Origin of the sequence: Pseudomonas sp. OST1909 (assembly GCF_015277575.1) — a bacterium.
Lineage (GTDB): Bacteria > Pseudomonadota > Gammaproteobacteria > Pseudomonadales > Pseudomonadaceae > Aquipseudomonas > Aquipseudomonas synxantha_A.
In genome coordinates this window covers 2,981,491-2,995,968 of record NZ_CP063780.1, presented here as the reverse complement: position 1 = coordinate 2,995,968, position 14,478 = coordinate 2,981,491, and the positions used below count along the sequence as shown (strand labels likewise).

7 protein-coding genes are annotated in these 14,478 nt (G+C 57.0%); 4 read left to right on the top strand and 3 right to left on the bottom strand.

The annotated features are described in order from the left end of the window. The first annotated feature begins 516 nt into the window (after window positions 1–516). Complete coding sequence (locus IH404_RS27850) at window positions 517–3,621, top strand: DUF6543 domain-containing protein (protein ID WP_242462661.1); 3,105 nt, start codon at window positions 517–519, stop codon at window positions 3,619–3,621. 83 nt (window positions 3,622–3,704) lie between these two features. Beyond that, window positions 3,705–5,375: a hypothetical protein gene (locus tag IH404_RS27845; RefSeq protein WP_242462660.1), complete on the top strand. Its 1,671-nt coding sequence runs from the start codon at window positions 3,705–3,707 to the stop codon at window positions 5,373–5,375. Between the two features lie 55 nt (window positions 5,376–5,430). On the opposite strand, the gene IH404_RS12980 is transcribed toward IH404_RS27845, so the two are convergent. Next, window positions 5,431–7,806: an RND family transporter gene (locus tag IH404_RS12980; protein WP_194440571.1), complete on the bottom strand. Its 2,376-nt coding sequence runs from the start codon at window positions 7,804–7,806 to the stop codon at window positions 5,431–5,433. Window positions 7,807–7,822: 16 nt separating this feature from the next. Further along, window positions 7,823–8,863, bottom strand: coding sequence for a YCF48-related protein (locus tag IH404_RS12975; protein ID WP_005787840.1), 1,041 nt, complete (start codon window positions 8,861–8,863; stop codon window positions 7,823–7,825). 298 nt (window positions 8,864–9,161) lie between these two features. On the opposite strand from IH404_RS12975, the gene IH404_RS12970 reads away from it, so the two are divergent. Beyond that, window positions 9,162–10,277, top strand: a complete 1,116-nt coding sequence (locus IH404_RS12970) for a Gfo/Idh/MocA family oxidoreductase (RefSeq protein WP_005787838.1) — start codon at window positions 9,162–9,164, stop codon at window positions 10,275–10,277. A 379-nt stretch (window positions 10,278–10,656) separates the two neighbouring features. Continuing rightward, window positions 10,657–12,738: a M10 family metallopeptidase C-terminal domain-containing protein gene (locus IH404_RS12965; RefSeq protein ID WP_194440570.1), complete on the top strand. Its 2,082-nt coding sequence runs from the start codon at window positions 10,657–10,659 to the stop codon at window positions 12,736–12,738. A gap of 26 nt (window positions 12,739–12,764) precedes the next feature. On the opposite strand, the gene IH404_RS12960 is transcribed toward IH404_RS12965, so the two are convergent. After that, entirely contained in the window at window positions 12,765–14,468 is a 1,704-nt protein-coding gene (locus tag IH404_RS12960) for an AMP-binding protein (protein ID WP_194440569.1), read from the bottom strand. Window positions 14,469–14,478: the final 10 nt, after the last annotated feature.

Sequence of the window (14,478 nt, the reverse complement as noted above, 5' to 3'; positions counted from 1 at the left end):
TCGTTCAGAGGAAAGACCTCATGATAGGCCAAATTGTTGCATCGGCCTAAATGCTGCCTTCAACCATCGGGGGCGTTCACATGCCGCCATAATTGCTCCCTCCCTAAGTCGGCCCGCGCATTATCAGCTTTTACCGCTGATACAGCGTTACCGGAAACAGCTGATTACTCATTGTTCATTTGACGGTTAAGCACCGGTCGTTAGTTTTCGCTCGCCTGTTCGCTTTACGCGTTCAGGGTCAAATCGCTATGCCGAGCAAGATCTCAACGACAAGGAAGCTACATGATGATCCATGGAAACCACCCTCCACGACCTTCCGACTGCACCTTGAGCCCCGTACCGCTCCCCCCCGTTACCCACAAGTCGGGTGAAGTGCTCGAAACACCCCCTGGCAGCCACTCCGAGGCGTCGCTCCAAACGGACCACGATCATTCACTGCGCAGATCCCGGCGCGATACCAGCGTCCATTACGAAATATCGCCTGGGTCGTCATCGCTCAGATCCGGCTTGAGCTTTGTGCCGCTAAGCCCAACGCCGGCCGCTACGGTCTCAACGCTGCAGCCCGCTGCCGACGTCACTGCCAATACGGTTGCACACCAGTTCGCCGGCCGGCCCACGTTGCGCTCAGTGGTATCGAACCTGCTCGGCGACGCCATCAAAAACCTGTATCCCACCTTGGCGTTTGACCCTCAATACACAGCGCTGGCCGAACCCATTTCCAACAATCCCCCCCAGTACTGCTTGACCCCTTTGCTGGACGTAGCGCTCAAGCACCTGACCCGCGACGGCGAGCTGGACTTTACCGATAAGCACTCACTGGCCTGCACGCTGATTGATCAAGCCACGGGCCATATGCTCAAACCGGGGCCCTTGGCGGGAGCGCTGGTGCCGGGCATCGATATGCAAGCCATCGAATTGATCATCCGCAGCCTGCGAACCACTCTCAAAAGCGGCTTCGAACAAGCGCTGGTTCGCCACTTCAACGGCAACGCCTATGACACCCCCGAGCTTGAGACAAACCGTTGGCTATGGCTGAGCGACACACTCAGGGACACCTTGCAAACCGCTGCATTGAAACAACCCAGGCTCACCGACACGCAACGCGAGACTCTCGATCAGCTCGCCACCTACCCGGATCAAGTGCACCGCCAAGCCGCAAAAGGCAACGCAGCGGCCAAGGTATTTATCCTCGACACCACCGTAAGCCATGGCGCCAGCAGTTCAGCTCAACTGAGCCCGGATCTGTTGATCACACGAGAAGTCGACGGCCGTACGCAAGTGCTGCATACCACCCCCGCTGGAGTCGTCACACCGTATGACTCATTGCAAGCATTCGGCGAAGCCTGGGGGCGAAACCTGGAGAAAGTATTTGTTTTCGACAGCCTGAATTGGAAGCGCCAGGAAATCGATGCAAACATTTTTGATACACAAGCGGCGCTCATCCTCAATGCCATGGTGGAAAACGTAGCGTCCATTGCGCTTCCGACGTCGGGCACGCTTGATCAACTGGAGCAGGCCTTCTTCCGTGCAAGCGACCCGAGCCCCTGGTTCACCGGAGCCTATGCTGCAAATGCGGCCGAGCTTGGGCGGCTGCGCGATAATTTGCCAGGCTGGCTCAAAAACGCCAGCGAAGCAGATCGTGACACTTACCGGCGTCACTCGTTGGCACTGGCCAGCAGCGTACAACGTAACAATGGCCGGACGTTTCTCGACGGCATTCCCGATATCCGCACCTACGCCCAGCAGCAGCTGGACGAGCAATTGTCCGGTAAGGGCTACACGGCAAAGGATGTGGAAGTGGTGTTCAAGGTCGCCGTGGGTAACCTGGGCAGCGGCTACATCGAGCGGGTGAAGATGAGCCTGGTGGATATGGCTCTGAACAATCTCGCCGGCTTGCCCAAGGGCGAGATGGAAGTCCATCTGCGCGGGCAACCAAGCAGCGACCCGCAAATGCCGCAGATGCTCAAGAACCTGATCAGCAGCGTGGACATCGGTAGTCACTACCCGCAACTGCTTAATCGCGAACTGCTCAGCAAGACCCCGCAATCCCAGGAGCGGGCAGCGCGTTTTGTCGAACAGGTGCCGATCCAGCTCGCCATGCAGGCGCTGGGGCTCAAGCTCAAGGGCGAAGCCGGCATGACCGCCCAGGGTTACCGCTTTATTGAAGCACTCACCCAGCCCGGTGCGGGCAGCAAACAGGTGGATGGACAGGAGATTACCGTGCGCCCCCTGGCATTTGTGCGCAAACCAGGGGCAACGCCAGACGTTGTCGACAACATGTTCATCATCGAACCACTGGCCGGCACCAGCGGCCCACATATTCTCTATCGTGCGCAACTGAAGCCTGCGTTGCTGGAGTTTGCAAGCCGCGACGCGCTACTGGAAGCCATCCGCCAGCCGGGTGCGCTGCAAGACAGCGTGCTGGCCTGGTTGAAGGATGACAAGGTCAGAGCGGTGTATGGCAATGGCGGTTTTCGCATCCCCAATATTGCACGCTTCACCGTATTCAATGAGTTCGACCCACCCACCACGCCCAAGCCCACCACCCTCGCCGTCGACGGCTATGCTGAGGCCACCAAGCTACGCCAGGACCAGCTCAACGGTGGTCTGTTCACCCATTGGTTCCGATCCAACGCCAACAGCCTCGTCACCCTGGCGCAAGGCCAATCCACCACCGACGCTGAAAGCCGCTGGGCTTCGCACAAGGAACTCGGTTGGCTGCTATTCAACACGTTGCTGCCGGTATTGCGCGGGCCGGGGGCCATGGCAGGCTGGTTATTGCAATTGGCCAACAGCGAAGAGGACATCAAGCGGCTCTCCACACCAAACGACCCGGACCCGACTTCGGCGGTGATCGACCTGCTGATCAATTTGGGCATGACGCTGACCCATGCTCCGACCAGCGAGCCTGGCAAACCAGCGCAGTCCTTTGAACACTTCGAGCAGGACGCCCATTCCGACAGCCGCGGTCCGCTCCCTCGCGACAGCAATCAGCCGATAGTACGCCAGGCTGTGATCCGCCAGGACCCGACACCTCCCTCCTCCGGCAATTTTGGCGGCAACGGTACGGCCATCGATATCCGCTTATCCAGCCCGCGTGGATTGACGCCAAGCCTGCTTGCACACATAGACTCGTTCAAAGTAACGGCTCCGACCACCCCTGGATTGCCCATCGCCGAAGGCATCAAAAAAGGTCTGTACCGAGTGAACGATAAGCTGTATGCCAACATCGACAATCACTGGTATCGCGTAGCGACCGACCTGGATGGCCCGTACGTTATTGATGAACAGAACAAGGCGCGTACGGCACCGCCAATACAACGCGATGCCCAGGGTCGTTGGCATTTTGACGTGGCACCCAAGCTCAAGGGCGGCATGCCAAAAAACGAGAGCCCGCAGGATATGGTCAAAAAAAACCTGCTAGCGCAGAAGCAAGCAAAAGCGAACTTCCAGCGCAGCACGCGGGAATTGACCAAAGTGGTAGAAGCCCATGAAAGCGCACTCAAAGAAATCCAAACCAGCCTCTCCGACTACGAGGCCGCTCGAAAAAAAAACTCAAGACGCTTCGCAACCTATCCAGGAGTGAGGGTTCGGCACAGCGATTTCTTGCGCCCTATCTAGAACAGTACGAGGTCTCCGAGCGGCTCAAGAGCAACCTGGACCAGCAACTTCAGGCGCTCAAGCCGCTGACACAAACCCTAAAGGTGGCTGGCGAAAAAGCCATTGAAATCATTGCACCCAAAAAATTCGGCGGGGTCGACGACCTGTCCAAATTCAAAGAGGACCGCTCAGAGGTGTACGAAAAAGTCCTGCACGCCCTGACTGAAATAGATGACGTTTACACGAAGCTGGCCAACGACGCCCGCCACGTTGGAGTGAACGGCGCCTCGCTGGAGGAGTTGATACGGCAGTCCAATAACGACTCCGAGATCGCTTACGATGAATTGATGCAAGTATCCGAAATGGCCTATCACGCTACTGAAAACCTATTGGCGTCGAAGCAGGCGGTCAGTGACACATTTGATCAGTGGAAGAACGACTCCCCCTTCGGTAATAAAAACGCCGAGGAGTACATCAAAGAGCGATACACCTCCCCTCCCGCCGCCAGAATACTGACATCAAAACTGAATAGGATGTCGTTCCTCAAATTACTAACCACGACATGGTCTGCCCGCAGCGCAGGGGCAACTGATCGCCTGCAGATGAAGCGCTTCCTGACAGAATCCCTGAAAACCGAAATAGTCGCTTTTAACGATCTGCGCCAATACACCGGCTACACCTTGAGCGAACGCAATGCCGCGCTGACTACCATTATCACTAAATACAAACAGGTATTGAGCGACAGCCTCCTTATGCAGGAGGAGCACCCAGAACTCTTTCGGGCGCAATACCACCAGCGTTTCACCGAGGTGCTCAATGAGCTCATCGCCGAAGCGGAAGCCGAGTTGGTCCAAGTCGTCGAAGAAGAGCAGTTTCTAATTCCAAAAGCGCCCCCACGCAGCGACCAACGGGCCAAACCGAGTAATCAACGCGTATTCAAGACTGAAGACAATGAGACCTTGATCGGCACCCTGCGCGCTCCGGAACCGGGCCAGACCTTTGACATTGTCGATGTGATAGACCCACAAAGCGGCCAACCCATGGAGAGTTATAGCGAACACGCGAATGATCGTGGGTGGGTGAAGATCATCCGTGGGCAGCCCACACCTCCCCGCCTTGCCTCCCCCCCGAGGTCCCTGGCGAACTATAAGAGCGAGGCACAAAAGCTGATGAGTGACGCGGCGAAAGAGGAGCAGTCAATTCTTTTCCAGAAACGCAAACTTAACGATCCGGCGCGGCGCGATACTGTTGCCCCCAAGGATTGGAACGATATGCTAGAGCCGCTGGCCAATAAACTCAGGGACACAGCGGATCAAGCCGAAGCCAGCCATAGAGCCAGACCGGAAACCGCCGACTTAGTTGCACAATGGAGGGCCGCCGCAGATGAGCTGCTGCAAAAGGCCCGTCAACACGCCGCAGACGGCTTTCTGGTTCAGCCGCCGACAGCGGAAAATGTCGACTTCTTGTGGACCCATCGCTTTGTCGATATCAACCTGGTAAAGCGGGACTTCCAATTAAAGCCAAACGACTTTCTCACCGAGTACCAAGTTCGCAAAAAAGGCGAAGTCGAACCGTTGTGGTATGCCCACTTCCACTATCCGCAGAAAGGCTGGAAGCGAGCCGACCACAACGCTGCGCATCTGAAAATCCCATCCCAACGCTACAAGACCCAAAAGGACTTGATTAGAGAAGCAGGAAACAATGGCGTCGTGGAGAAAATAACCAAAACCAGTATTACAGCCCCGTTGGACCAGAAGCTCTTTCTGGATCTGTGAGGCTGATCAACTGACGCTCTGCAAAAAGCCGCACAGTGCGGCTTTTTGCATTGACTCAATGCGCAAACAACGAATTGCCCTTCTGCCCCGCCAGTTTCTCAGGCTTGATCAGGAACCGCGCGAGTGCGGGTAGTAGCCACAACGCGCCGAACATGTTCCACAACAACATGAAGGTCAGCATCAGGCCCATGTCGGCCTGAAACTTGATCGCCGAGAAGATCCAGGTACACACGCCGATAGCCAGGCACAGACCCGTGAACAGCACAGCCTTGCCGGTGGATTTCAACGTCTGGTAGTACGCCTCTTGCAGCGGCAAACCTGCACGCAGGAAACTTTCCAGACGGCTGTAGATGTAGATACCGTAGTCCACGCCAATCCCCACACCCAGGGCCACCACCGGCAAGGTCGCGACCTTGACGCCAATACCCATGAACGCCATCAGCGCGTTACCCAACACCGAGGTCAGCACCAGCGGCAGCACAATGCACAAAGTCGCCGCCCAGGACCGGAAGGTGATCATGCACATGGTCGCCACACACAGGTACACCAGGATCAGGATGATCAGTTCCGACTCCTTGATCACTTCGTTGGTGGCGGCTTCGATCCCTGCGTTACCAGCAGCGAGGATGAACTCCAGGCCGTCCTTGTTGTTTTCCTTGGCGAAGTCCTGCACAGCGTGCACCGCACGGTCGAGGGTTTCGGCCTTGTGATCGTTGAGGAACACCAGCACCGGCGCCAGGGAACAGTTGTTGTTGTACAGGCCATCGGCACGGGCAATGGAGTTGTTCAGTACGTCGGGGTTACGCGACAGGGTTTCCCATTTCAGGTTGCCCTCGTTCATGCCTTTGATCATTTGTTTGGATACGGTCACCAACGAGATCGCCGACTGCACACCCTCGGTGTTCTGCATCTTCCACATCAACTGGTCGATGGGCGCCATGGCTTCATAGCGCGAGCAACCTTCGGCACGGGTCTTGACCATCACTACCAGCACGTCGGAGCTGGTGGAGTAGTTGCTGATGATGAAGTTGTTATCTTTGTTGTAGCGCGAGTCCGGGCGCAGTTCCGGTGCGCCTTGGTCGAGGTCGCCGATCTTCAGGTTCTGGCTGTACCACAGGCCGCCACCAAAGGCGATCAAGGCCAGGAAAATCGAGACCGGTGCGACTTTCGGGCTGGCGAATTTGGACAGCAGGCGCCAGAACGCATGTTCGCGGTTCGCATCTTTCTTGCTTTTGGCGATGGCGCGTTTGCTGATGCCAACGTAGGAAATCGCCACCGGCAGCAGGATCAGGTTGGTGAACACGATCACCGCCACGCCGATCGATGCGCCAATGGCCAGTTCACGGATCACGCCGATATCAATGATCAGCAGGGTAATAAAGCCGACCGCATCCGCGAGAATCGCGATCATCCCCGGCAGGAACAGTTGCCGGAACGTGCGGCGCGCAGCCGTCAGGGCGTTGTCGGCCTCACCGGATTGCAGGGCGATGCCGTTGATCTTCTGTACGCCGTGGGAAATACCGATGGCGAAGATCAGGAACGGTACCAGCATCGAGTAGGGATCCAGCCCGAAACCGGCGGCATGCATCAGGCCCAACTGCCATACCACCGCCACCAATGTGGTGCTCAACACTGCGATGGTGCTGCGCAGGCAGTTGGTGAACCACAGCAACAGGACCAGGGTGATGCCAAAGGCCACGCCAAAGAACAGCACCACCATGATCAGGCCGTCGATCAGGTCTCCGACTTTCTTGGCAAAGCCGACAATGTGGATTTTTACATTAGGGTTTTGCGCCTCGAACTTGTTGCGGATCTTGTCCTCAAGCTCGTGGGAAAACTTCTGGTAATCCAGGGCCAGTAGCTTGCCCTGGTCCTGTGGGTCCGGGTAGGACTCCAGCAACGGGATATCGACAATGCTCGACTTGAAATCGTTAGCCACCAAACGCCCGACCTGGCCGGACTTGAGCACGTTGTTGCGCAGTTGGTCGAGGCTTTGCGGCGAGCCGTTGTAGCTTTGCGGGATCACTTCACCGCCGGCAAAGCCTTCTTCGGTCACTTCGGTCCAGCGCACGCTGGGGCTCCACAGCGACTTGAGGCCCGAACGATCGACGCCGGAGATGTAGAACACCTCGTCATTGATCTGACGCAGGGTCTCCATATAGTCCTTGGTAAAGATATCCCCATCCTTCGCCTCCACCGAAATACGCACGGTGTTGCCCAGGTTGGCCAGGTCGTTGCGGTGCTCCATCATCTTTTCGATGAAGGGGTGCTTGAGGGGGATCATCTTTTCAAAGCTGGTAGACGGGCGAATCAACGTCGCCTGCCAGAACAGGAAAATACTCACCAGCAGGCAGATGATGATCACCGCCGGGCGATTGTTAAAAATCAGGCGCTCAAGAAAGGTCGCTTTATCGTTGTGATGACTGCTCATGCGTTCCCCGCCCTTCTTATTGTTTTACGAGTTCGGCACCGGCGGGCGTGGCGACACGAACGCCACCCTGCCCCACCAGAATCAAGTTGCCATTGCCTGCGGCTGTGACTGCCGAGAGTGAAATCCGGTCCGGACGATTGAACACGCTGAACGTCTGGCCGTCGTCATGGCTGACCACCACGCTGCCACCGTTGCCGACGACGACGATGGCACCATCATCAAGCAAGGTGGCGCCAGACAGGCCGAACTCAAGCGCACCGCGTGTGGCATTGAGTTCGACCTGTTCCCAGGTGCTGCCGAAATCCGTGGAACGATAGAGGTTGCCGCGCAAGCCATAAGCCAGCAGGGTCTGCGGCTGCGCCGTACTGATCACGCCAAACAACGAGCCCTCGTAGGGGCCTTCGAGTTTCTCCCAGGTTTGGCCATCGTCGCTGGAGCGGAACATGCTGCCCTGTTCGCCGACGATAAACAGGCCGGCGCCCTTGATCCGGGCAATGGCGTTGAGGTGAAACTGGTCTTCGTTATCGAGGCGGTCACTGACGTCGGCCCAGGTGGTGCCGCCGTCGGTGGTTTCAATCAACGCACCGTAGGCGCCGACGGCCAGTCCGTGCCTGGCATCGTTGAACCACACATCGAGTAGCGGCGCTTCGCGCTTGAGGTCTTCATATTGCTGAGTCCAAGTGGCGCCGCCATCGGAACTGGCAAGAATTTGCGCATCATGGCCGACGGCCCAGCCCTGTTTGTCATCGACGAAAAACACCGCCGTGAGCAGTTGCCGGGTGGGGACTTTGGCTTGGGTCCAGGTGTTGCCCTGGTCATCGGAATACAGGATATGCCCACGATCACCGACCGCCACCAGGCGCTTGCCGGCGTGAACCACATCGATCATCAAGCCTTTGGCGGCCTTGGGGGATTGAATCGCAAATACCGCGGCGGCGGAGGTATCGCTGGCGGCCAGCACGGGCGTAGACAACACCGCACCGGCAAGCAGCGAGAGCGCTGTGGCCAGCAACGCAACCCTGCGTGCGGCGCGTGGGCGGCAAACAACCCAACCCATGACAGGCTCACTCATAGACCTTTCTCCCATTTATTATTGTTAGGTCGGCTTATCTTCCAGGACGTTGAAACCTGCAATCTAGAGCGCCTGGAGTCAGCACGGGCCATCCTATCGGGCTTTGGAATCGTCTGACAATCGGCGCTACGTTATCTTTTGTTAACTGGCGGCGTTTGGCTACGGCTGAATAGGTTCATATCAACTGAAGTGATGAGTGAATTTTTATTCCAACTATTGATATTTGCGAATTTTTATTCCATTAATGCCATCCCTGAAAACAATAATCCAAAGGACCACGGCTATGCGTGAACTCGGAATCGGCTTGATCGGCACAGGCTTCATGGGCCGTGCCCACGCGTTGGCGTTCAATAATGCGCGCACAGTGTTCGAGTTGCCGGTACAGCTGAAGCTTGCTGCCCTGGCCGATGCCGACACCGAGCGCGCCCGACGCTGCGCAACGGCCTGGGGTTTTGCCCAGGCCCATGGCGATTGGCAGGCGCTGATCGAGGACCCCAAGGTCGATGTCGTGGCCATCACCACCCCCAACCACCTGCACTACCCCATGGCCATGGCCGCGATTGCGGCGGGCAAAGCGGTGTATTGCGAGAAACCCCTGGCCATCAGCCTGGAGCAAGCCGATGCCATGCGCCGTGCAGCCAGCAGCGCCGGGGTGGTGACGCGAGTGGGCTACAACTACCAGCACAACCCGATGATCGTGTTGGCGCGCCAGATGCTAGCCCGGGGTGAGCTGGGCCAGATCATCAGCTTCCAGGGTGAGTTCAGCGAAGACTTCATGGCCGACCCAGTCTCGCCGTGGTCGTGGCGCTGCGAAGTGGGCCACGCCGGTGGTGCTCTGGCTGACCTGGGCAGCCATTTGCTGTCGATGGCCCGTTACCTGGTGGGCGATGTGGTCAGTGTGTGTGCCGATACCCAGACCGTGCATGCTCAGCGCCCCGCTACCCAAGGCAGCACTGATTTGAAATCCATCGCCGTGGATGACCAGGTGCACGCCCTGCTGCGCTTCGCCAATGGTGCACGCGGCACGGTGAGCAGCAGCTGGCTCAAACACGGCTACAAAAACCACCTGTGCTTTGAGATAAGCGGCACCAAAGGTACCTTGGCATTCGATCAGGAGCGCTTGAATGAACTGCGCCTGCACCGCGTCGGCCAGGACGGCTTCCAACGCGTGCTGGCCGGCCCTGCGCTGCCCGGCTATGCGGCGTTCAGCCCGGCGGCGGGGCATCAGTTGGGCTACAACGAGTTGAAGACGCTGGAGGTGCAGGAGTTGATCATGGCGCTGGCGGGGCAAGGTGCGGATGGCACGGACTTCGAGGCTGCATGGGAGGTGGAGCGGTTGGCAACAGCGATTCGCGTAGCAGCCCTCGAAGAACGTTGGGTCAAGGTCAGCGCGCTTTAATCAATCACGGTGCAAATAATCAATCACGTCGCCCTGTCTACGGGCGACGTCACTCAGTGTTGCATGTTCTTTACGCGCACTCATTGCTTGCTTGCTAAATAACGAAAACATGAACGCACGCCTCATTCAACGCCTATTCTGCCTGACAAGTTAACCGTCACCCTTCGCTTAAATATCTTGCCGCCTCCCCCACAAAGTAATTATTCCGACAACACTTAGCACACCAGTAACACGGCCGCAGTTACCTAACAACACAATCATATATCGAAATACTGTACCCCTAGAGCAGCCTCCAAAAAGCGTCTAACTTACCCCTGCCTTAAATATCAATTGCAAGCATGGCCAGCAACTAATATCCACTTACTCAAGAGCCTCTATCATGTCGTCCATTCGCGTTTATTGCCCGCCCGCAAAACCGCTTCCTGTGACAACCGGAACTTCCAAGTTACCCGCCAGTAACTCACCCTCCTCCGACCCTTCCAATGAAGTTGCCAAAAGCCTCACTCGAAGCAACTATAAAATAAAAGATCGCAATGGTGACGGACAAATAACGATCTCCTATACACTTAGCGAATTCAGCGAGGCCAAGAAAAGAGCATTCAGGCAGGCACTTCAGTCTTGGGAAGATGTTATAAAAGTCAAGTTTGTCGAAAATGGCAAAAATGCTGACACTCACCTGTCAGTTCGGGAAGTCTCAGGCGGGGGCGGTAGCGCTACGTTGCCAAATGCTTACGGCGCTCAGAGGATAGACATCGGAAAAAATGAAGGGGCTGGGCTACATGCGGCAATGGTCCACGAAATCGGACACACCTTGGGACTTGAGCATCCGGACCTTGACCTCCCTCAAAGCAGCGACGTCTATAGCACTATGAGTTATGGTTTCACCATGTTTCGCCCCTATGAAAACAGTAAAAACTCCTTCGTCGCGGACTCTTCCCAAACCCCGATGATGCACGATATTGCCGGCGCTCATCTGCGATACAAGGCCAACGACGAAACCCGTAAAGGCAATACGACCTACGGTTTCAACTCCAACACAGAGCGCGACCACTATACGTTGACTTCCCCCAACGACTTGCCGTTCTTTTGTGTCTGGGATAACGGCGGCGAGGACACTCTGGATTTTTCCGGTTTCAAAAAAAATCAAAGGATAAACTTGAACGCGGGAACACTCTCGGATGTCGGCGGCCGTGAGGGTAATGTATCAATTGCCAAGGGCGTTGTTATTGAAAACGCCATTGGCGGCTCCGGGCACGATGTGCTGATCGGCAATAATGTCAACAATCGCATGAGGGGAGGTGCTGGCGGCGACACGCTGACCGGTGGAGGTGGCGCAGATACGTTTGTATATAACAGTGTCAGCGACTCATCGGGTGAAAATCCCGATACACTCACAGACTTCACAAGTGGCATCGACAAGATTGATCTGTCAACTATGTTGAAAGATGCGGGCATCCAGAAACCCACGTTTGTTGACCGGCACACGGGGAAGAAAGGTGAACTGACGCTGGACTACGATGAGAGTATCAAGCGCTACAGGCTGACCATGAATGTAACTGGCGACCCCTATTCCATGCTGGTGATTCTGAGTGAAAAGCCCATAAAACCCGAGGATATTTTGACCAGTGCCACGCCAGTTGCGCCACCTCAACCAGAGCCTGAGAAAGAACCTACAACGACTCCAGTCCCCAAACCGGTACCCACGCCCCCGGTAACGCCACCTCAACCAGAGCCTGAGACAGAACCTACAACGACTCCAGTCCCCAAGCCGGTACCCAAGCCCCCAGTAACGCCTTCACATCCCGAGTGCGAGGTCGCCGACACTGTTTATGGCTTCAATTCCAATACCGGCAAGCCTGAAACCAGCCTGACCTCTCCCACCGACAAGCCCGGTTTCAGCGTGCACGACAAACAAGGCAATGACACGCTGGACTTCTCTGGCTTCGCGCAAAATCAGCGAATCAACCTGGCTCCGGATTCGCGTTCCAGCGTGGGTGGTTTGACTGACAACGTGCACATCAGCGCCCAAACCCTTATCGAAAACGCCAAAGGCGGCACAGGCAACGATCGTATTACCGGAAACAGTGCGGACAACGTCCTGACCGGAGGTGGCGGAGCCGACATTCTGACCGGAAACGGTGGCTTCAACACTTTCACTTATCATGCCGCCAGCGACTCGCTGCGCAACAACGCCGACTTGCTCATGGACTTCACCACAGGCCAGGACAAGATCGACTTGAGCAGCCTGAGCGAAAACACGCAGCTCAAGTTCAACTACGTCACTCAGTACAGCGGACAACCGGGCGATACCATCCTGACATTCAACCCAAAAACCAATAGGTACTTACTCGGTGTCGATTTGACGGGAAATGGCAAGACTGACTTTTTGATCAAAAGCATCCGACCGATCCACAGCGAGGATGTCATTGGTCTCAATTTCCGGGAAGATGGTTACCTCTGACGATTGGCGAGCCCCGGTGAACCGAGTCAGCGCAATGCGCGCCGCAGTACCTTGCCAACAGTCGTCTTGGGCAGCTCGGTACTGCGAAACTCCACATACCGGGGCACCTTGTACCCCGTCAGGTATTCCCGGCAATGCGCAAGAATCTGCTCCTGGGTCAGGGCCGGATCCTTGCGCACCACGATGATCTTGACCTTCTCCCCACTCACGGCATCTTCCACACCGATCGCCGCCACTTCTGCGACACCCGGATGCATCGCCACCACGTCCTCGATTTCATTGGGGTACACATTGAAACCCGAGACCAGAATCATGTCCTTCTTGCGGTCCACCAGGCGAATATATCCGCGCGCGTCCATCACCCCGATATCGCCCGTGGACAGCCAACCGTCGGCATCCAATACCTCAGCGGTTTCCTTGGGCCGCTTCCAGTAGCCCTGCATCACTTGCGGGCCACGTACTTGCAGCTCGCCTTGCTCGCCGATGTCAGCCAGCTCGCCGTCTTCGCGCATGAAACGTACCCAGGTCGACGGCAACGGCACGCCGATGCTGCCGGTGAATTCCATCTCGCGCATACGCGAAATATCGATAGGGCTGATGCTCACCACCGGCGAACACTCGGTCAGCCCGTAGCCTTCGATGATCGGCAGCCCGGTCACCTCCTTCCAGCGCTTGGCCACCGCGGTGTGGGTGGCCATACCGCCGGCGATCACCAGGCGCAGATCGGAAAAATCCCGCGAGCAGAACTCCTTGTTCTCCAGCAAGCCATTAAACAGCGTGTTAACCCCGGCAATCCCGTTGAAGCGCTCTTTGCGCAGGATCATCTGCACCCGCTTCACGTCCCGCGGGTTGGCGATGAGGATATTGCGCCCGCCCAGGCACATGAACATCAGGCAATTCACGGTCAGCGAAAAGATGTGGTAAAGCGGCAGCAGAGTCACATTGGTTTCCTGCTTGTGCTGGTCCAGTTGGTCGCCGACCCAGGCCTTGGCTTGCAGCAGGTTGGCAATGATATTGCGATGGCTGAGCATCACGCCCTTGGCATCGCCGGTAGTGCCGCCGGTGTACTGCAGGAAGGCCAGTTCATCGCGATCCAACGCAACCGGCAAGTGGTGCAACCCCCTGCCCTGTTTGAGCACCTGGTTGAAGCGCAGCGCGCCGGGCAGCGTGAAGGCTGGCACCTGCTTCTGCACGCGGCGCAGGATAAAGTTCATCGCAGCGCCCTTGAAGGTCCCCAGCAAATCACCGATAGCCGCTAGCACCACGCGCTTGACGCTGCTGCCGGCCATGGCTTTTTCCAGGGTGTGGGCGAAGTTCTCGAAGATCACCACGGTTTCGGCGCCGCTGTCCTTGAGCAGGTGCTTGAGTTCATGGGCGGTGTACAACGGGTTGACGTTGACCACCACGGCACCGGCCAGGATCGTGCCCAACAGGCAGATCGGGTATTGCAAGCAGTTGGGCATCATCAGCGCCACGCGGTCGCCCTTCTTTACGCCCTGGCCCTGTAACCAGGCGGCAAAGGCGATGCCCTGAACCCGCCAGTCGGCGTAGGTCATTTCGGTGCCGATGCTGACGTAGGCCACCCGCTCGCTGAACTTTTCCAGATGCTCCAGGAACACTTCACGCAGCGACGGATACGCCTCGATCCCGGCCTCGATATCGGCTGGAACGCCGGGCAGGTAAGTGTTCAACCAGATACGTTCGGTGTGTTCCAGGCTGATAGCGTTCATGGCAGTGTCC

What these genes read in the sequence shown, in the direction of transcription:
- IH404_RS12965 (WP_194440570.1), top strand. Translation starts at nt 10,657, where the DNA reads ATGTCGTCCATTCGCGTTTATTGCCCGCCCGCAAAACCGCTTCCTGTG.
- IH404_RS12970 (WP_005787838.1), top strand. Translation starts at nt 9,162, where the DNA reads ATGCGTGAACTCGGAATCGGCTTGATCGGCACAGGCTTCATGGGCCGT.
- IH404_RS12960 (WP_194440569.1), bottom strand. Translation starts at nt 14,468, where the DNA reads ATGAACGCTATCAGCCTGGAACACACCGAACGTATCTGGTTGAACACT.
- IH404_RS12980 (WP_194440571.1), bottom strand. Translation starts at nt 7,806, where the DNA reads ATGAGCAGTCATCACAACGATAAAGCGACCTTTCTTGAGCGCCTGATT.
- IH404_RS12975 (WP_005787840.1), bottom strand. Translation starts at nt 8,863, where the DNA reads ATGGGTTGGGTTGTTTGCCGCCCACGCGCCGCACGCAGGGTTGCGTTG.